14 protein-coding genes are annotated in these 17,396 nt (G+C 75.3%); 11 read left to right on the forward strand and 3 right to left on the reverse strand.

Annotated features, from left to right (window positions below; all coding sequences use genetic code 11):
* Positions 1-5: 5 nt before the first annotated feature.
* Complete coding sequence (locus ACW0Q9_RS19635; protein ID WP_456183331.1) at positions 6-4,766, reverse strand: Lhr family helicase; 4,761 nt, start codon at positions 4,764-4,766, stop codon at positions 6-8.
* A gap of 205 nt (positions 4,767-4,971) precedes the next feature.
* On the opposite strand from ACW0Q9_RS19635, the gene ACW0Q9_RS19640 reads away from it, so the two are divergent.
* The 10 genes from ACW0Q9_RS19640 to ACW0Q9_RS19685 all read left to right on the forward strand — a co-directional run bounded on the left by ACW0Q9_RS19640 (position 4,972) and on the right by ACW0Q9_RS19685 (position 15,231).
* Positions 4,972-5,340 carry a hypothetical protein gene (locus tag ACW0Q9_RS19640; RefSeq protein WP_456183333.1) on the forward strand — a complete coding sequence of 123 codons (369 nt, stop codon included), beginning with the start codon at positions 4,972-4,974 and terminating at the stop codon, positions 5,338-5,340.
* A 123-nt stretch (positions 5,341-5,463) separates the two neighbouring features.
* Positions 5,464-8,295, forward strand: a complete 2,832-nt coding sequence (locus tag ACW0Q9_RS19645; RefSeq protein ID WP_456183335.1) for a Na+/H+ antiporter subunit A — start codon at positions 5,464-5,466, stop codon at positions 8,293-8,295.
* On the forward strand, positions 8,295-8,777 hold the full coding sequence (locus ACW0Q9_RS19650; RefSeq protein ID WP_456183337.1) for a Na(+)/H(+) antiporter subunit C: 483 nt from the start codon (positions 8,295-8,297) through the stop codon (positions 8,775-8,777). Before ACW0Q9_RS19645 ends, ACW0Q9_RS19650 begins: the two co-directional genes overlap by 1 nt.
* Positions 8,778-8,880: 103 nt before the next feature.
* Positions 8,881-10,386 carry a Na+/H+ antiporter subunit D gene (locus tag ACW0Q9_RS19655; protein WP_456183339.1) on the forward strand — a complete coding sequence of 502 codons (1,506 nt, stop codon included), beginning with the start codon at positions 8,881-8,883 and terminating at the stop codon, positions 10,384-10,386.
* Complete coding sequence (locus tag ACW0Q9_RS19660; protein ID WP_456183341.1) at positions 10,383-11,039, forward strand: Na+/H+ antiporter subunit E; 657 nt, start codon at positions 10,383-10,385, stop codon at positions 11,037-11,039. Before ACW0Q9_RS19655 ends, ACW0Q9_RS19660 begins: the two co-directional genes overlap by 4 nt.
* Positions 11,036-11,299 carry a monovalent cation/H+ antiporter complex subunit F gene (locus ACW0Q9_RS19665; RefSeq protein ID WP_456183343.1) on the forward strand — a complete coding sequence of 88 codons (264 nt, stop codon included), beginning with the start codon at positions 11,036-11,038 and terminating at the stop codon, positions 11,297-11,299. Before ACW0Q9_RS19660 ends, ACW0Q9_RS19665 begins: the two co-directional genes overlap by 4 nt.
* The gene (gene mnhG / locus ACW0Q9_RS19670; RefSeq protein WP_456183345.1) at positions 11,296-11,628 is read left to right on the forward strand and encodes a monovalent cation/H(+) antiporter subunit G; all 333 of its coding nucleotides are present in this window, start codon (positions 11,296-11,298) and stop codon (positions 11,626-11,628) included. Before ACW0Q9_RS19665 ends, mnhG begins: the two co-directional genes overlap by 4 nt.
* Before the next feature lie 161 nt (positions 11,629-11,789).
* On the forward strand, positions 11,790-13,145 hold the full coding sequence (locus ACW0Q9_RS19675; RefSeq protein WP_456183347.1) for a hemolysin family protein: 1,356 nt from the start codon (positions 11,790-11,792) through the stop codon (positions 13,143-13,145).
* Positions 13,142-14,206, forward strand: coding sequence for a hemolysin family protein (locus tag ACW0Q9_RS19680; protein ID WP_456183349.1), 1,065 nt, complete (start codon positions 13,142-13,144; stop codon positions 14,204-14,206). Before ACW0Q9_RS19675 ends, ACW0Q9_RS19680 begins: the two co-directional genes overlap by 4 nt.
* A gap of 101 nt (positions 14,207-14,307) precedes the next feature.
* Positions 14,308-15,231 carry a sporulation protein gene (locus ACW0Q9_RS19685; protein WP_456183351.1) on the forward strand — a complete coding sequence of 308 codons (924 nt, stop codon included), beginning with the start codon at positions 14,308-14,310 and terminating at the stop codon, positions 15,229-15,231.
* A 23-nt stretch (positions 15,232-15,254) separates the two neighbouring features.
* On the opposite strand, the gene leuE is transcribed toward ACW0Q9_RS19685, so the two are convergent.
* Complete coding sequence (gene leuE / locus ACW0Q9_RS19690; protein WP_456183353.1) at positions 15,255-15,923, reverse strand: leucine efflux protein LeuE; 669 nt, start codon at positions 15,921-15,923, stop codon at positions 15,255-15,257.
* A complete protein-coding gene (locus ACW0Q9_RS19695) occupies positions 15,920-17,167 on the reverse strand; it encodes a bifunctional pyridoxamine 5'-phosphate oxidase family protein/GNAT family N-acetyltransferase (RefSeq protein WP_456183355.1) in 1,248 nt (415 codons plus the stop codon). Before ACW0Q9_RS19695 ends, leuE begins: the two co-directional genes overlap by 4 nt.
* A gap of 38 nt (positions 17,168-17,205) precedes the next feature.
* On the opposite strand from ACW0Q9_RS19695, the gene ACW0Q9_RS19700 reads away from it, so the two are divergent.
* Positions 17,206-17,396, forward strand: a 191-nt coding sequence (locus ACW0Q9_RS19700) for a GntR family transcriptional regulator (protein ID WP_456183357.1), incomplete at its 3' end; no start/stop codon positions are given.

The following is a 17,396-nucleotide window of genomic DNA, read 5'->3' on the forward strand; positions in this document are numbered from 1 at the left end:
GGTGGTCAGCCGCGGAGGCGGAGGCCGCGGGGGGTGGCGCGGAAGCCCGCGGCGGTGAGCGCGTCTCGCAGGGGTGAGGAGTGCACCGCCTCGCCGTCGGCGCGTTCCACGGAGATCGCGCCCAGCGCGCCGGAGTGCACCGCGTCGGCGAGCGCCTTGCCGGCCGCGGCCAGCGCATCCGTGTCGTCGGTGAAGGAGAGGATGGTGCGCCCGCCCCGCTCGACGTAGAGCACCAGGTCGCCGCCGACCAGCACGACCAGCGCCCCGGCCTTGCGCCCGGCCCGGTGCCCGGTGGCCGGGGCCGCCCCGTCGCCGGAGTCGACCACCCGGTCGGGCCAGGGCAGGGCCGCGCCGTAGGGGTTGGCCGGGTCGGTGGCGGCGAGCACCACGGTCGGGCCGCCCCGGCCCCGGCTGTCGTCGGCGGGGTCGGCGAGGGCGCGGATCCGGTCCACCGCCCCGGGGACGGCGAACTGGGCCGCGCCCAGCCCCTCGACGAAGTAGCCGCGGCGGGCCGCCCCGCGTTCCTCCAGCGCGGAGAGCACCGGGTAGACCGCCGCGAAGCCCCCGGTCACCTGTTCGGCCATGACCGCGCCCCGGGTCACCACGCCGTGCCGTTCGAGCAGCAGGTCGGCGAGGGCGGCGGCCCGCCGGGTGGGGTCGAGGTCGCGGTCGGGCAGCCGGGACCAGCGGCCGGCCACGGTGGGCGGGCCGCCGCGGCTGGGCAGCGCCACCCGGCCGGGGCGGCGGTAGCGGGTGCGCGGGGCGGTCGGCCGGGACCGGTGCGCCCCGCCGCCGCCGAGCGCCGCCCGCAGGGGGGCCAGGGTGTCGTTGGTGAGGTGACCGGCCCAGACCAGGTCCCACACCGCCGCCGTCAGGGCGGTGTCGTCGGTGGAGCCGACCCGGTCGGAGAGCGAGCGGAAGAAGAGGGCCTGCCCGTCGGCGAGCGCGTCGAGCACCGCCTCGTGCAGCGGCGTGACGGCCAGCGCGTCGTCCGGCGGGGGCAGCAGCAGCGGCGCGACGTCCGCGTACGCCAGGGTGACCCAGCCGTCGCCGCCGGAGATCGCCCCGGACCCGGCCCAGACCACCTCACCGCTGGCACAGAGCTCGTCGAGCTGGGCCGGGGAGTAGTCGGCGACGCGGGCGGGCAGCACGAGGCGTTCGAGCGCGGACGCCGGCACGGCGGCGCCCTGCAACTGCTCGACGGTGGCGGCGACCGCCTCCACGCCGCGGGCCGAGGAGCCGACCTGCTGCCAGCGGGGCAGGAACGCGGCGAGCGCCCGGGGCGGCACCGGCTCGATCTCCCGGCGCAGCGCGGCCAGGGACCGGCGGCGCAGCAGCCGCAGCACCTCGGCGTCGCACCACTGGGTGCCGACGCTGTCCGGGGCGAACTCGCCGGAGACCACCCGCCCGGTGGCGGCGAGCCGGCGCAGCGCCTGCTCGACGACGAACACCCCGAGCCCGAACCGGGCGGCGCAGGTGGCCGCCGCGAACGGGCCGTGGGTGCGGGCGTAGCGGGCGACCAGGTCGCCGAGCGGGTCGGCCACCGGCGCCAGGTAGGCCTCGGCCACCCCGACGGGCAGTGCCACGCCGAGCGCGTCGCGCAGCCGGGCGGCGTCCTCGACGACCACCCAGCGGTCCTCCCCGGCGACCCGGACCCGCAGCACCCGCCGGGCCGCCTCCAGCTCGCCCAGCCACCCGGCGGGAACGCCCCGCTCGGCCAGCTCGGCCTCGCTCAGGTCGCCGACCACCCGGAGCAGCTCGACCACGTCCTCCGCGTCGCGGGGGCGGCGCTGCTCGGTGCGCCAGCGCAGTTGCCGTTCGGTCTCGGCCAGCACCGCGGGATCGAGCAGCTCCCGCAGGTCGACCCGGCCGAGCAGCTCGCCGAGGAGCCCGGAGTCGAGGGCCAGGGCGGCGGCCCGCCGCTCGGCCAGCGGCGCGTCGCCCTCGTAGAGGAACGCGCCGACGTAGCCGAACAGCAGCGAGCGGGCGAACGGCGACGGGCGCTCGGACTCCACCTCGACCAGGCGGACCTTGCGGGCGGCCAGGTCGCGCATCAGCTCGGCCAGCGCGGGCTGGTCGAAGACGTCCTGGAGGCACTCCCGCGCGGCCTCCAGGGTGACCGGGAAGTCGGCGTACTCGCGGGCCACGTCGAGGAGCTGGGCGGCGCGCTGGCGCTGCTGCCAGAGCGGCTGCCGGCGGCGCGGGTCGCGGCGGGGCAGCAGCAGGGACCGGGCCGCGCACTCGCGGAAGCGGGAGGCGAAGAGCGCCGAGGTGCCGACGGACTCCTCGACCAGCTGGGCGATCTCCTCCGGGTCGAAGACCACCACGTCGGCGCCGGGCGGCTCCTCGGCGGTGTCGGGCAGCCGGACCACGATGCCGTCGTCGGAGGGCATCACCTGGGCGTCGACCCCGTAGCGCTCGGCGAGCCGGCGGCCGATGGCGAGCGCCCACGGGCCGTTGACCCGGGCGCCGAGCACCGAGTGCACGGCGAGCCGCCAGTCGCCCAGCTCGTCGCGGAACCGCTCGACCACCACGGTGCGGTCGTCGGGCAGCGACCGGGTGGCCTCCTTCTGCTCGCGCAGGTAGGTCATCAGGTTGCCGGCGGCCCAGTCGTCCAGCCCGCCGGCGCGCAGCGCCGCCACGGCGTCGGTGTCGGACTGGCGCAGCAGCGCCCGGACCCGGGCGCCGATGGCCCGGCCCAGCTCGACCGGCCGGCCGAGCTGGTCGCCCTTCCAGAACGGCATCCGGGCGGCCTGGCCCGGGGCGGGGGAGACCAGCACCCGGTCGGGGGTGATCTCCTCGATCCGCCAGGACGACGAGCCGAGCAGGAACACGTCGCCGACCCGGGACTCGTAGACCATCTCCTCGTCCAGCTCGCCGACGCGGGCGGCCCGCTCCGCGCCGGCCAGGAAGACCCCGAACAGGCCCCGGTCGGGAATGGTGCCGCCACTGGTGACGGCGAGCCGCTGCGCGCCGGGCCGGCCGGTGAGCACGTCGGCGGCCCGGTCCCAGACCAGCCGGGGCCGCAGCTCGGCGAAGGCGGTCGACGGGTAGCGGCCGGAGAGCATGTCGAGCACCGCGTGCAGCGCCGAGTCGGGCAGCTCGGCGAAGGGGGCGGCCCGGCGGACCAGCACGGCGAGGTCGCCGAGCCGCCACGGCTCCAGGGCCACCATCGCCACGATCTGCTGGGCCAGCACGTCGAGCGGGTTGCGCGGGTAGTGCAGCTCCTCGATCGCGCCCGCGCCCATCCGCTCGGCGACCACCGTGCAGGAGAGCAGGTCGCCGCGGTGCTTCGGGAAGACCACGCCCCGGGAGACCGCGCCGACCTGGTGCCCGGCCCGGCCGACCCGTTGCAGGCCGGCCGCCACGCTCGGTGGGGCCTCGATCTGCACGACCAGGTCGACGGCGCCCATGTCGATGCCCAGCTCCAGGCTGGAGGTGGCGACCACGGCCGGGAGCTGACCGGACTTCAGCGCCTCCTCGATGTGCTTGCGCTCCTCGCGGGAGACGCTGCCGTGGTGGGCCCGGGCGATGACCGGCGGCGCGCCGGCCGCCGCCCCGGACTGCGCCATCACCTCGGCCGGCTGCCGGGGCGCGCGCAGCGGACCCACCGGCCCGCCGAACGCGTCGGCGCCGCGCCGCGCCGGACCGCCGTCGTCGGCCGCCGGGCCGTCGTGGCGCCGCGCCGGACCGGGACCGTCCGCCGGGCCGCCGTCGTCGGCCGGCGGGCCGTCCAGCCCCGCCAGCAGCTCGGATACGCCCACCGGCTCGCCGCCCCGGGCCACGCGGCCGCCGTCCGGGGCGGCAGCGGCCTCCAGTTCCTCGGCGGCCAGCTCGTTGAGCCGGGCGCAGAGCCGCTCGGCGCTGCGCCGGGAGTTGGTGAAGACGATTGTCGACCGGTGCGCCCGGATCAGCGAGAAGACCCGTTCCTCCACGGCCGGCCAGATCGACGCCCGGCGCGGGCCGGGCCCGCCCAGCGCGTCCTCCGGCGGCTCCTGCTCGTCGAGGCGGGTCATGTCCTCCACCGGCACCTGGACGCTGACCTCGATGGTCTTGCTGGCGGGCGGCTGCACCACGTCGACCGGGCGGGCCCCGCCGAGGAAGCGGGCGCAGACGTCGATCGGCCGGACGGTGGCGGAGAGCCCGATCCGCTGCGCCGGCGTCTCCAGCAGCGCGTCGAGGCGTTCGAGGGAGAGCGCCAGGTGGGCGCCGCGCTTCGTCCCGGCGACCGCGTGCACCTCGTCGACGATCACCGTGCGGACCCCGCGCAGCGAGTCGCGGGCGGCGGAGGTGAGCAGCAGGAACAGCGACTCGGGCGTGGTGATGAGGATGTCGGGTGGGGTGCGGGCGAAGGCCCGCCGCTCGTCGGCCGGCGTGTCACCGGTGCGCATGCCGACCGTGATGTCGGGCGGGGTGAGGCCGAGCCGGGTGGCGGCCTGCCGGATGCCGGTGAGCGGGGCGCGCAGGTTGCGTTCGACGTCGACGGCGAGCGCCTTGAGGGGGCTGACGTAGAGCACCCGGCAGCGTTGCCGCGCCTCGGCCGGCGGCGGCTCCTTGGCCAGCCGGTCGAGCGACCAGAGGAACGCCGCCAGGGTCTTGCCGGAGCCGGTCGGGGCGACGACGAGGGCGTTGCGCCCCGCGGCGACCGACCGCCAGGCGCCGGCCTGGGCGGCGGTGGGCGCGGCGAAGGCCGCGGTGAACCACTCCCGGGTCGCCGCGCCGAACTCCGCCAGGACCGCCCCGCCCCGGGTCACCTCGTCCGCCACGCCCTCCATCCTGCCCCGCCGGTGTGACAAACAGTCCGCGCCGAACGCTGTTTAAACAGTCCGCGCCGAACGCTGTTCTGTCCGGGGACGGGGCCTTAAGCGACGGATGTGGCCTTGAATGCGTTAAGTCTTACTTAACTGCTTGCTTGCACCGCGCAACATAAAGTAACTTCACCCGCAACGCAGCGTGGGGTGGAGGGCTTGGATGACCGTGCAGGGGCGAGGCTCCGGGTCCGGGACCGACGTGCTCATCCGCAAGGTCGACAGTCATCTCGCCGCCCTCCGCACCGGCCTGTCGGGTCCCGAGCTGGAGTTGGCCGAGGAACTGGCCCGCTGCCTGCGCGAGCTGGTCGTCGCCACCGCCCACTCCAGCGCCGCCGACCGGGGGCTGGTGCGCGCCGCGGTCCACTACTTCGTCCTGCGCCGGGAGAGCCGCGGCAAGCTGCTGCCGGTGCGCTCCCTAGCCGCCGCCCAGCGGGTGGTGAACAAGGCGGTCCGCCAGCTCGGCCGCCCCGACCTGCTGGTCGAGACGCCCCGCCGCGACCGCGCCGCCGCCGACCCCGCCCTGCGCTGAGCGGGCACCCCCGGGCACCCGGGCGGGTTTCCCGAAAACCGCCCGGTTGGGCGGGAATGTGGCGTGTGATCGGTCCTGGCCACAGTGTGCCCCGGCGCGCTGTCACCTCGACCGGGAGTGCGCGTGCTCGTCCTGCTGATCCTGCACCTGGTGGCGGCCCTGTCCGCCCCGCTGCTGGTCCGCCGGTGGGGCCCGCGCGCCTGCCTGCTGCTCGCGCTCGCCCCGGCCGCCACCTTCGGCTGGGCGGTGGCGCACACCGGCGCGGTCCGCGCCGGCGGGGCGGTGGTCGAGACGTACCCGTGGGTCGCGGAGCTCCAGCTCGACGTGGCACTGCGGGTCACCACCCTGTCCTGGCTGATGCTGCTGCTGGTCGGCGGCGTCGGCGCGCTGGTGCTGGTCTACTCCGCCCGCTACTTCCACGCCGGCTCGGCGGGCCTGGCCCGGTTCGCGGCCGTCATGGTCGCCTTCGCCGGGGCGATGCTCGGCCTGGTCGTCTCCGACGACCTGCTGCTGCTCTACGTCTTCTGGGAGCTGACCACGGTCTTCTCCTACCTGCTGATCGGGCACAGCACCGAGCGGCGGTCCAGCCGGTGGGCGGCCGCCCAGGCGCTGACCGTGACCACCCTCGGCGGGCTGGCCATGCTGGTCGGCTTCCTGCTGCTCGGCCAGCACGTCGGCAGCTACCGCTGGTCCGTCGTCACCGCCGCGCCGCTGCCCGGCGGCGGCTACCTGGTGGTCGCGGTGCTGCTGGTCCTCACCGGCGCCCTCGCCAAGTCCGCGGTCTTCCCGTTCACCTCGTGGCTGCCGGTGGCGATGGCGGCACCCACCCCGGTCAGCGCGTACCTCCACGCCGCCGCCATGGTGAAGGCCGGGGTGTTCCTCGTCGGGCTGCTCGGTCCGGCGCTCGCGCCGGCCGGGCCGTGGCGGCCGGTCACCGTCGTCGCCGGGCTGGTCACCCTGGTGGCCGGGGGCTGGGCGGCGCTGCGGCAGACCGATCTCAAGCTGCTGCTGGCGTACGGGACGGTCAGCCAGCTCGGCCTGCTCACCGTGGTGCTCGGCGCGGGCACCCCGAAGGCCGCCCTCGCCGGCGTCGCCATGCTGCTGGCGCACGCGCTGTTCAAGGCGGCGCTCTTCCTCGTCGTCGGCATCCTCGACCACAGCGCCGGCAGCCGGGACCTGCGCGACCTGTCCGGGGTGGGGCGGAGCGCGCCGGTGCTCACGACGATCGCCGCGCTGGCCGCAGCCTCGATGGCCGGCCTGCCGCCGCTGTTCGGCTTCGTGGCCAAGGAGGCGGTGCTCGGCGCGTTCACCGGGCGGCCGGTGGTGCTCGCCGTGCTGGTCGTGGGGAGCGCGCTGACCGTCGCGTACAGCATCCGGTTCCTCTGGGGCGCGTTCGCGTCGCGGCCGGACGTCCCGGTCACCGACGTGGAGCGGCCGCCCGCCGCGATGCTCGTGCCCCCGGCCCTGCTCGCCGTCGCGGGGCTCGCCGCCGGTCCGGCCGCCGGCTGGCTGGGGGGCCTGCTCCGCCCGTACGCGGAGCTGTTCGGCCCGGTCGAGGGGAAGCTGGCGCTCTGGCACGGACCGACCGCGGCGCTCGGCCTCTCCGCCGTGGTGCTCGCCGGCGGGGTGGTGCTGCACCTGGTCCGCGGCCCGCTCGCCCCCGCGCTGACCCGGCTGCGCGCGCCGGTCGGCGGCAACCAGGGGTACGAGTGGGTCACCCACCGCTTCGACCGGTTCGCCATCGAGGTCACCGGCGCCACCCAGCGCGGCGCCCTGCCGCAGTACCTCGGCACCGTGCTGGTCGTCCTGGTGCTGGTGCCGGGCGGCGCCATGCTGGCCACCCGGCCCTGGCGCACCGAGATCGCCGTCTGGGACAACCCGACCCAGCTGGTGATCTGCGTGGTGATCGCGGTGGCCGCGCTGCTCGCGGTGGGCGCCCGGCGCCGGCTCACCGCCATGCTGCTGGTCGGCGTCACCGGCTACGGCACCGCGATGATGTTCGTCCTCTACGGCGCGCCCGACCTGGCGCTCACCCAGTTCCTGGTGGAGACCGCCACCATCGCCGTCTTCGTGCTGGTGCTGCGCCGGCTGCCGGAACGCTTCTCGGCCCGCCCACTGCGCCGCAGCCGCTGGCTGCGCCGGGGCATCGGGGTGGCCGCCGGCCTGGTCATGGCCGGCCTGGCGCTGGCCGCGGCCGGCGCCCGGCGTACCCCGTCGATCTCGGCGGCCTTCCCCGACCTGGCCGTCGCGCAGGGCTACGGCCGCAACGTGGTCAACGTGACGCTTGTCGACATCCGGGCCTGGGACACCATGGGGGAGATCGCGGTGCTGGTGGTGACCGCGACGGGGGTGGCCAGCCTCATCTTCGAGCGGTCCCGCACCGGACCCCGGCCGCGCCGCCCGAGCCCGGTCCGGTCGCGCCGCGACGCACGGACGGTCTGGCTGCGCGGCGGGTCCACCCTGCACGAGCGCCGCCGCTCGATCGTCTTCGAGGTCGTCACCCGGCTGATCTTCCACACCGTGCTGCTCTTCTCGCTGTTCCTCCTCTTCTCCGGGCACAACGCCCCGGGCGGCGGCTTCTCCGGCGGTCTGGTCGCCGCCCTCGCGCTGACCGTCCGCTACCTTGCCGGAGGCCGGTACGAACTGGCCGAGGCGGCGCCGGTCGGTGCGGGCACGGTGCTCGGCGCGGGGCTGGCCGTCTCGGTCGGCGGCGGTGTGCTCGGGCTGCTCCTCGCCGGCCAGGTGCTGGAGAGTGTGAAGGTCAACCTCTGGCTGCCGCTGGTCGGCCACTTCTACCTGGCCACGTCGCTCTTCTTCGACATCGGCGTCTACCTGATCGTGGTCGGGCTGGTGCTGGACATCCTGCGCAGCCTCGGCGCCGAGGTGGACCGGCACGTCGAGGCGGCCGGCGAACCGTCCCGCGGGCTCGCCGTCCAGCGCGAGGGGGAGCGCTGATGGCTCGCGGCGCTGCCGGGCCGACCCTGGTGCTGGTGATCGCCGTCGGGGTGCTCGCCGCCACCGGGACCATCCTGCTGCTGGAGCGGAGCCTGACCCGGATCCTGCTCGGCGTCATCCTGCTCGGCAACGGGGTGAACCTGCTGATCCTGCTCGGCGGCCGGTCCGGGGCGGCGCCGCTGGTCGGCACCGTGCCGGCCGCGGCGATGAGCGACGCGCTGCCGCAGGCGATGGTGCTCACCGCCGTGGTGATCACCTTCGGATTCACCGCGTTCCTGCTCGCGGTCGCCTACCGGAGCTGGTACCTCACCGGCGACGACGAGGTGCAGGACGACCTGGAGGACCGGCAGATCGTCCGGCTCGCCGAGCGCAACGAGGTGTCCACCGCGGACCTCGGCGGCGAGGGGCCGGACAACGACCCGGAGCAGGTCGACCCGGAGCCGGCGCTGCGCCGCCTGCGCCGGCGCGAGGAGGACCGGTGAGCGCGGTCCTGCGAGCCCCGCGGGCGCGAACGAAGGCGGACCCGGTGAGCGCGAGGAGTGAGCCGGTCCTGCGAGCCGTGCGGTCGCGAGCGAAGGCGGGCGCATGACGGCCCTGGTGCCGCTGCCGGTGGTGGTGCCGCTGCTCGGCGCGGCGCTCACCCTGATCCTGACCAGCCGGCCCGGGTTGCAGCGGTTGGTCAGCGTGATCGGGCTCACCACCACGCTGGTGGTGGCGGTGGTGCTGCTGGTCGAGGCGTACCGGCACGGACCGGTGGTGGTCCGGGTGGGCGGCTGGCCGGCGCCGGTCGGCATCGTGCTGGTCGCCGACCAGTTGGCCGCGCTGATGCTGGTGGTCTCCTCCGCGGTCACCCTGTGCGTGCTGCTCTACTCGATCGGCCAGGGGCGGGGGGAGACCGGCGAGACCGCGCCGGTGAGCATCTACCACCCCACCTACCTGGTGCTCACCGCCGGCGTGACCAACGCGTTCCTCGCCGGTGACCTGTTCAACCTCTTCGTCGGGTTCGAGATCCTGCTGGCCGCGAGCTTCGTGCTGATCACCCTCGGCGGCACCGAGACCCGGATCCGCACCGGCTCGACGTACGTGGTGGTCAGCATCCTGTCGTCGATGATCTTCCTGGCCGCGATGGGGCTGGTGTACGCGGCGACCGGCACCCTCAACATGGCGCAGCTCGCCGGCCGGCTGGACGCCCTGCCGTCCGGCGTACGCCTGGCGTTGCAGCTCACCCTGCTGCTCGCGTTCGGCATCAAGGCGGCCGTCTTCCCGGTCTCCGCCTGGCTGCCGGACAGCTACCCGACCGCGCCCGCCCCGGTCACCGCGGTCTTCGCCGGCCTGCTCACCAAGGTCGGCGTGTACGCGATCATCCGCACCGAGACCCTGCTCTTCCCGGGCGGCCAGGTCTCCGGCCTGCTCATGGTGGTCGCCGGGCTGACCATGGTGGTCGGCATCCTCGGCGCGGCGGCCCAGTCCGACATGAAGCGGCTCTTCTCGTTCACCCTGGTCAGCCACATCGGCTACATGATCTTCGGGGTGGCGCTGAGCAGCGTCGCCGGCCTGGCCGGGGCGATCTTCTACGTGGTGCACCACATCACCATCCAGACCACCCTCTTCCTGGTCGCCGGCCTGGTCGAGGAGCGGGCCGGCAGCACCGACCTGCGCCGGCTCGGCGGGCTGGCCCGGATCGCCCCGCTGCTCGCCGTGCTCTTCTTCGTCCCGGCCATGAACCTGGCCGGCATCCCGCCGTTCTCCGGCTTCCTCGGCAAGCTCGGCCTGCTCCAGGCCGGGGTGGCGGCCGGCGGGGCGCTGCCCGCCGTGCTGGTCGGGGCGGGCACCCTGACCAGCCTGCTCACCCTCTACGCCGCCTCCCGGGTGTGGAACATCGCGTTCTGGCGGGCGCCCCGGCTGGCCACCGCCGGCCCGGCCGTGCGGCTGCCCGGGCTGATGGTCGGGGCCACCGCCGCCCTGGTGCTGCTCGGCCTGGTGCTCACCCTGGCCGCCGGGCCGCTGTTCCGGGTCACCACGGACGCCGCCACCGACCTGCGCCAGCGCACCCCGTACGTCCGGTCGGTCCTGCCGGTGGACGTGCCGTGACCGACGACCTGCCCCCGGCCCGGGCGGCCGGCGACCGGGAGCCGACAAGCGACCCGCCGCCGGCCCACCCGGCGCCCGAGGCCCTCCCGCCCGCCGTGGGCCGGGGCGGGCGGCGGCGCGACCAGGCCGTGGCGCTCGGCTGGCTGGTCGCCATCTGGCTGCTGCTCTGGGGCGACCTGTCCTGGGGCAACCTGCTCGCCGGCCTGGTGATCGGCGCCGCCGTGCTGCTCTTCTTCCCGCTCCCGCCGGTCACCTTCGGCGGGCGGCTGCGCCCCGGCCCGCTGCTGGTCCTCGCGGTCACCTTCGTCGGCGAACTGGTCAGCGCCAGCCTGCACGTCGCCGCCGTCGCGCTGCGCCCCGGCTTCCGCCCGCGCGGCGCGATCATCGCGGTGCCGCTGCGGGTCCGCACCGACCTCAACCTGGCGCTCACCGCCGAGGTGATCTCCCTGGTGCCGGGGACCCTGATCCTCGAGGTGAACCGCGACCGGGGGGTGCTCTACGTGCACGTGCTCGACGTCCGCCGCCCGGAGGACCTGACGGCCAGCCGGGAGCGGGTCCTCGCCGTCGAACGGCGCATCGTCCGCGCCGTCGGCTCCGCCGCGGAGGTACGCCAGCTCAGTCTCGAACCCGTCGATCGGAGGGACCACCCGTGACCGCGCTCCTCGCTCTCGCGTTGACCGTGCTGCTCTCGGTCACCGCGCTGCTCGCCCTGGCCCGGATCTACGGCGGCCCGTCCCTGCTCGACCGGGTCGTCGCCGCCGACCTGCTGCTCTCCACCATGCTCGGCGCGGTGGGCGCGGAGGCGGCGGTCAACGGCCACGCCACCACGCTGCCCGTGCTGGTGGTGCTCTCCCTGCTCGGCTTCGTCGGCTCGGTGTCCCTGGTCCGCTTCGCCGTCCGGGAGGAAGCATGATCGGGATCGTCGCGGACTGGCTCGGCGGGGCCTGCCTGCTGGCCGGGGCGCTGCTCAGCCTGGTCGCCGGGATCGGCGTGCTGCGCTTCCCGGACGTGCTGGGCCGGATGCACGCCGCCACCAAACCGCAGGTGCTCGGCGTGCTGCTGCTCCTGGTCGGCCTGGCGCTGCGCCTGCGTACGCCGTCGGACCTGGGCATGATCGCGCTGGTGGCGGTCTTCCAGCTGGCCACCGCGCCGGTCGCCGCGCAGATGATCGGGCGGGCCGCCTACCGCTCGGGTCGGATCGACCGGGAACTGCTGGACGCCGACGAGCTGTCCGGGCGGTGAACCGGACAGCGGGGAGGCTTCCGGCACCCTCAGCGAACGTCCAGCCGCCGCCGATAAAATGGCCACATGATCGACTCCTCTGCCCAGGAGGGCAGCAGTAGCCAGCCGGGTCGTGCCCGGCAACCTCTGGACCCGACGGCCCCGGGAGCCCTGAACCTCCCGTGCTGATCCTCGTCGGACTTCTCCTCATCATCGTGCTCACCGCCGCCACCGGTTACTTCGTGGCCCAGGAGTTCGGTTACGTCGCCGTGGACCGGGGCAAGCTCAAGCAGCTCGCCGACGGCGGCGACCGCGCCGCCGCCCGGGCCCTGGAGGTGACCGGCCGGCTCTCGTTCATGCTCTCCGGCGCCCAGCTCGGCATCACCGTGACCGCCCTGCTGGTCGGTTACGCCGCCGAGCCGTACCTGGGCGCCGGGCTGGCCGACCTGCTCGGCCTCGCCGGCGTCTCCAGCGGGGTGGCGCTGCCGCTGTCGGTGGCGCTCGCCCTGCTCATCGCCACCGTGGTGCAGATGGTCCTCGGCGAGCTGGCCCCGAAGAACCTGGCCATCGCCCGCGCCGAGCCGCTCGCCCGGGCGCTCGCCCGATCCACCCTCATGTACCTGCGGATCGCCGGCCCGGTGATCACCCTCTTCGACCGGGCCGCCGTGCGGCTGCTCCGCCGGATCGGCATCGAGCCGATCGAGGAGCTGCCCAGCGGCGCCACCCCGGAGGACCTGGAGCAGATCATCGCCGAGTCCCGGGAGGAGGGGCACCTCGACGCCGCGATGTCCGACCTGCTGGACCGGGGCCTCGACTTCCGGGAGCTCACCGCCGGGGAGGCCATGGTGCCCCGGGTCGACGTGCACACCGTACGGGCCGACGAGCCGGTCAGCCGGGTCGTCGAGCTGCTCGACACCGGCCACTCCCGGTTCCCGGTGCGTGGCGCCGAGGGCGTGGACGACCTGGTCGGCGTGGTCGGCATCGCCGACGTGCTCGGGGTGCCGCCGGCCGAGCGGGCGACCACCCGGGTCGCCGCGGTGGCCGTACCCCCGTTGCTGGTGCCGGGGACGCTGCCGTTGCCGACGGTGCTGGACCGGCTCCGGGTCGGGCACCGCCAGCTCGCCTGCGTGGTCGACGAGTACGGCGGCTTCGCCGGCGTGATCACGCTGGAGGACATCGCCGAGGAGCTGGTCGGGCCGATCCGCGACGAGGACGACCCGCCGGAGCGCGCCCCGGCCCGGCAGGAGGACGGCTCCTGGGTGGTGCCGGCCCGCTGGCGGATCGACGAGGTCGCCGACAGCACCGGCATCGCGCTGCCCGAGGCGCCCGAGTACGACACCCTCTCCGGCCTGGTCATGCGGGAGCTGGGCCGGGTGCCCGAGGTCGGCGACCGGCTGGAGATCGCCCTCGCCGTGGACGGCGAGGAGCCGGCCGGCGAGCCGCGCGCCCTGGTCGAGGTGCTCGCCGTGGACCGGCACGTGGCCGACTCGGTCCGGCTCCGGACGACGGCCGGCGTGCACGGGGAGGAGGCGGCATGAGTCCCGGGTTCGCGCTCTTCTTCTCGGCGGTGCTCCTGGCGCTCAACGGCTTCTTCGTGGCGGCCGAGTTCGCCCTGGTGGCCGCGAAGCGGTACCGCCTGGAACAGGCGGCGGCCGGCGGCGGCCGGGCGGCCCGCGCGGCGCTGGACGGCGTCCGCGAGCTGAGCCTGATGCTGGCCGGCGCCCAGCTCGGCATCACCCTATGCACGCTGGGCCTCGGTGCGCTGGCCGAGCCGGCCATCGAGCACCTGCTCAGCCCGCTGCTGCACGCGGTCGGGCTGCCCGACGCGGTCAGCCACCTGGTCGGGCTGCTCTTCGCCCTGGGCCTGGTGACCTTCCTGCACCTGGTGGTCGGCGAGATGGCCCCGAAGTCCTGGGCGATCACCGACGCGGAGCGCTCGGCCATGCTGCTGGCGCTGCCGTTCCGGGCCTTCGCCCGGGTCGCCCGCCCGGTGCTGTCCGCGCTCAACGCGCTGGCCAACGCCGTGTTGCGGCTGTTCGGCGTGCGCCAGCAGGACCAGCTCGCCCAGGTGCACGGCCCGGACGAGCTGCGCATCCTGCTGGAGCAGTCCCGCGAGCACGGGCTGCTCGGCGCGGAGCAGCACCAGCTGCTCACCAGCATGCTGGAGTTGCAGGGCACCAGGGTGGCGCAGGTGATGGAGCCGTTCGACCGGATCGTCACGGTCCGCCGGGACGACACCGCCGACCGGATCGAGCACGTCTCCCGCGACAGCGGCCGGTCCCGGCTCGCCGTGGTCGACGCCGGCGGCGAGGTCTGCGGGCTCGTCCACGTCCGCGAGGCGGTCCGCGCGGTCACCACCGGCCGGCCGGCCACCGCCGAGGAGCTGATGACCTCGGCGTTCACCCTGCCCGGGGAGGCGACGGTCACCGAGGCGGTGGCCGCCATGCGGGGCCGGCAGGCCCAGTTGGCGCTGGTCAGCAACGGCGGCGGCCCGACCCGGCCGATCGGCTTCGTCGCGCTCGAGGACCTCCTGGAGGAGGTCATCGGCGAGTTCGACGACGAGACCGACCCGGTCCCCCGAGGCCGCCGCATGCGCTGACGGCTCCGGGTGCGTCTGTTGTCGCTCCGGCGACAACAGACGCACCCGCACCGGGCGCCGCAGGCGGCGCATGCCGGAGCGGGCAGCGGGAATGCCCGCGCATGCGGTTGACCGGGGTGTCGTCGGAGTCCGTGTGGACCGGGCTCTCGGTGAGCACCACGCTGCCCAACCCGAGCACCCGCCCGGGGCTGCGCCTGCCCGGCCGGGTCACCCTGGCCGCCGGTGGCACCGACGTCGGCGTCCGGCACATCCGGCTCGGGCTGGTCGCCCAGGTGGAGCCGGAGGACCCGGGGTCGCCGCGCCGGCTGGTGCAGTACCACCAGGTGCCGATCGCCGGCCGGTTCGTGGTGCCGGCCGGGCGGCGGCGGGCGGTGGACTTCGCGATCCCGCTGCCCTGGGAGACGCCGGTGACGATCTTCGGCGGGGTGCCGCTGATGAGCCTGCGGACCGGGCTGCGTACCGAGGTGTCGGTCGACCCGGACCTGGACCAGGGCGCCATGGTGCCGGTCTTCGTCCACCCGATCCCCACCCAGCAGCACGTCCTCGCCGCGCTGGACACCCTCGGCTTCGTCATGCGGCAGGCCGGGCTCCAGCAGGGGCGGCTGCCCGGCGTGGAGCAGGGGCTTCCGTTCCACCAGCGGCTGGCCTACTGGGTCGCCCCGCTCTACGCCGGCCCGATCACCGAGCTGGAGGTGATCTTCGTGACCAACGCGGCGGGGCTGGAGGTGCTGCTCTGGATGGACCGCCGGCTCTCCCTGGCCGGGGTGACCCACCAGAGCATCAGCCGGTTCCGGGCCTGGCACGCGGGAGCGGACCGGCGGGACTGGGTCGCCACGGTGGACGGTTGGCTGCGGCACGCGATCGACCGGCACGCCGCGGCCGCCGCCCACGCCGACTGGTCCGGCAGGATCAGCGAATCCGCGCACGTCAGCCGGCCGCCCGACGAGCCGGTCGCACCCGGCTACGGCCTCGGCGGCACGGCGGGCGGGGCGGGCGTCGGCGGTGGCGGCGGCGACGGCACCTGAGCACCGGCCGCCGCCGTGACGGGTCAGACCGACGCGGTGGCGAGTTTCAGGCTGAAGCCGAGGAAGAGCACGGCGATGGCCGTGGTGCCGGTCGCGGCGAGCCGCTGCCGGCGGTGGAACTGGGCGGCCAGGAAGGTGCCGGTGAGGATCAGCGCGGTCAGGTAGAGCGCGCTGGTCACCTGGGCGATCAGCCCGAGCAGCAGGAAGGACAGCGCCGGCCACGCGTACCCGGGGTCGACGAACTGGATGAAGAAGGAGATGAAGAAGAGGATCGCCTTCGGGTTGAGCAGGCTGATCACCAGCGCCCGCCGGAACGGGCTGCGCACCGCCGCCGGCTCCGCCGCGTCGATGAGCCGCGGCGTCGCCGGGTCGTTGCGGTCGCGCCAGCGCCGCCAGGCGCCGCGCAGCATGGTCAACCCCAACCACGCGAGGTACGCGGCGCCGGCGTACTTGACCACGAGGAAGAGCGCCGGATACGCCTGGAGCAGCGACGCCACCCCGGCGGCGGAGAGGATCATCAGCACCGAGTCGCCGACGAACACGCCTCCGGCGGCCCGGTAACCGGCGGCCACCCCACGGCGCGCGGCCGTGGAGAGCACGAAGAGCGAGTTCGGCCCGGGCAGCAGCACGATCGCCACGGTGCCCAGCAGGTACGTCCAGATGTCGGTGATCCCCAGCACGCCGGTCATCATGACGCCGCGGGCACCGCGGGGCGAAGCCGTTCCCGCAGCCTGACCTGTGCGTTTGGCCACTCCTCGGCGAGCATCGAGTAGAGCGCGGACTCCCGCCAGGTGCCGTCGGCGCGCCGGCGGTTGGACCGCAGCGTCCCCTCCCGGACCGCGCCGAGCCGTTCGATGGCCCGCTGCGAGCGCTCGTTGAGCGAGCTGGTCTGCCAGGTGACCCGGATGGCGTCCAGCTCCTCGAAGGCCCGGGTGAGCAGCAGCAGCTTCGCCTCGGTGTTGATCCCGGTGCGCCACCAGGGCCGGCCGAGCTGGGTGTAGCCGATCTCCACGGTCCGCAGCTCGGCGTCGGGCTGGTAGTAGGAGGTGGTGCCGACCACCGCGCCGGTCGTCGCGCAGCGCTGCACCCAGGGCATCCGCACCCCGCGCCGGTGGGCGTCGAGCGAGGCCCGGACGTAGGCCGCCATCTCCTCGACGCTGCCGGGGCGCGGCGTGCCCACGTACCGCCAGACCTCCTCGTCGTCGAGCGCGGCGTAGAGCTCCTCGGCGTGGGACTGGTCGAGCGGCTCCAGCACGACGTGCTCGCCGCGCAGCACCACCGGCTCCAGCCAGGGCGACGGGGCGGGCCGCAGGTACGCCGGCACCGGCGCGGTCACCCCGGCGTCCGGCTCGGGCAGCCCCCGGGTGACCCGCAGCGGCACCACCCCGGCCCAGTACGGCAGGTCGCGGTCGGCGGGCTCGTCGTTGACCCCGGCGGCCCGGGCGCGGACCGACACCTCGCGCAGCGGCAGCGCCAGCACGGCCGTCTCGGCCAGCTCCCGGCGGCTCGGCGGCCGGCTGTCGGTGCTGCGCCCGGCGGCCACCTTCTCGACCAACGCGGTGAGCACGGCGAGCTTCTCCCGCTCGTCGGTGACCAGGCGGGCGGTGCCGTGGGCGACCACGGACCGGTAGTTGGCGCTGTGGTTTAACTGCGTACGGGCGAGGACCAGCCCGTCGAGGTGGGTCACCGCGACGCAGATCGGCAGCCCGGCCTCGTCGCGGGCGGCGAGCAGCGGCCGGCTGCCGGTGGAGCCGTGCAGGTAGAGGGTGTCGCCGACGCGGACGTGCAGGGTGGGCAGCAGTCGGGGCTCGCCGTCCACGGTGAACCCGAGCGTGCAGTGGTACGCCTCGTCCAGGACGGCGTGCGCGGCAGCCTCGTCGTAGCTCATCCGGCCCCGCATGCGGGTGGCGGTGGTCCGTTCGGTCCGGGGGTACATGCGACATCCCACCTTTGTTCTAGTACAATCTCCGAACTGTGGCAGCACATTATCAGATCAGCGGCTCCTCCTCGGCGGCGATTTCGGCGAGCGTGGAAACCGGCGTCCGGACCGGCGAGCTCGCCCCCGGCGACGCCCTGCCCGCCGTCCGCGCTCTCGCCGGCGAGCTGGGCGTCAGCCCGGCCACCGTCGCCAGGGCGTACCAGGAGCTGCGGCAGCGTGGCCTCGT

It is taken from the genome of Micromonospora sp. I033 (assembly GCF_053890995.1).

Excerpts from the sequence above, each read along its gene's own strand:
- ACW0Q9_RS19640 (WP_456183333.1), top strand. The coding sequence starts at position 4,972 with ATGACCGTGCAGGGGCGAGGCTCCGGGTCCGGGACCGACGTGCTCATC.
- ACW0Q9_RS19695 (WP_456183355.1), bottom strand. The coding sequence starts at position 17,167 with ATGTACCCCCGGACCGAACGGACCACCGCCACCCGCATGCGGGGCCGG.
- leuE (WP_456183353.1), bottom strand. The coding sequence starts at position 15,923 with ATGATGACCGGCGTGCTGGGGATCACCGACATCTGGACGTACCTGCTG.
- ACW0Q9_RS19680 (WP_456183349.1), top strand. The coding sequence starts at position 13,142 with ATGAGTCCCGGGTTCGCGCTCTTCTTCTCGGCGGTGCTCCTGGCGCTC.
- ACW0Q9_RS19655 (WP_456183339.1), top strand. The coding sequence starts at position 8,881 with ATGACGGCCCTGGTGCCGCTGCCGGTGGTGGTGCCGCTGCTCGGCGCG.
- ACW0Q9_RS19650 (WP_456183337.1), top strand. The coding sequence starts at position 8,295 with ATGGCTCGCGGCGCTGCCGGGCCGACCCTGGTGCTGGTGATCGCCGTC.
- mnhG (WP_456183345.1), top strand. The coding sequence starts at position 11,296 with ATGATCGGGATCGTCGCGGACTGGCTCGGCGGGGCCTGCCTGCTGGCC.
- ACW0Q9_RS19685 (WP_456183351.1), top strand. The coding sequence starts at position 14,308 with ATGCGGTTGACCGGGGTGTCGTCGGAGTCCGTGTGGACCGGGCTCTCG.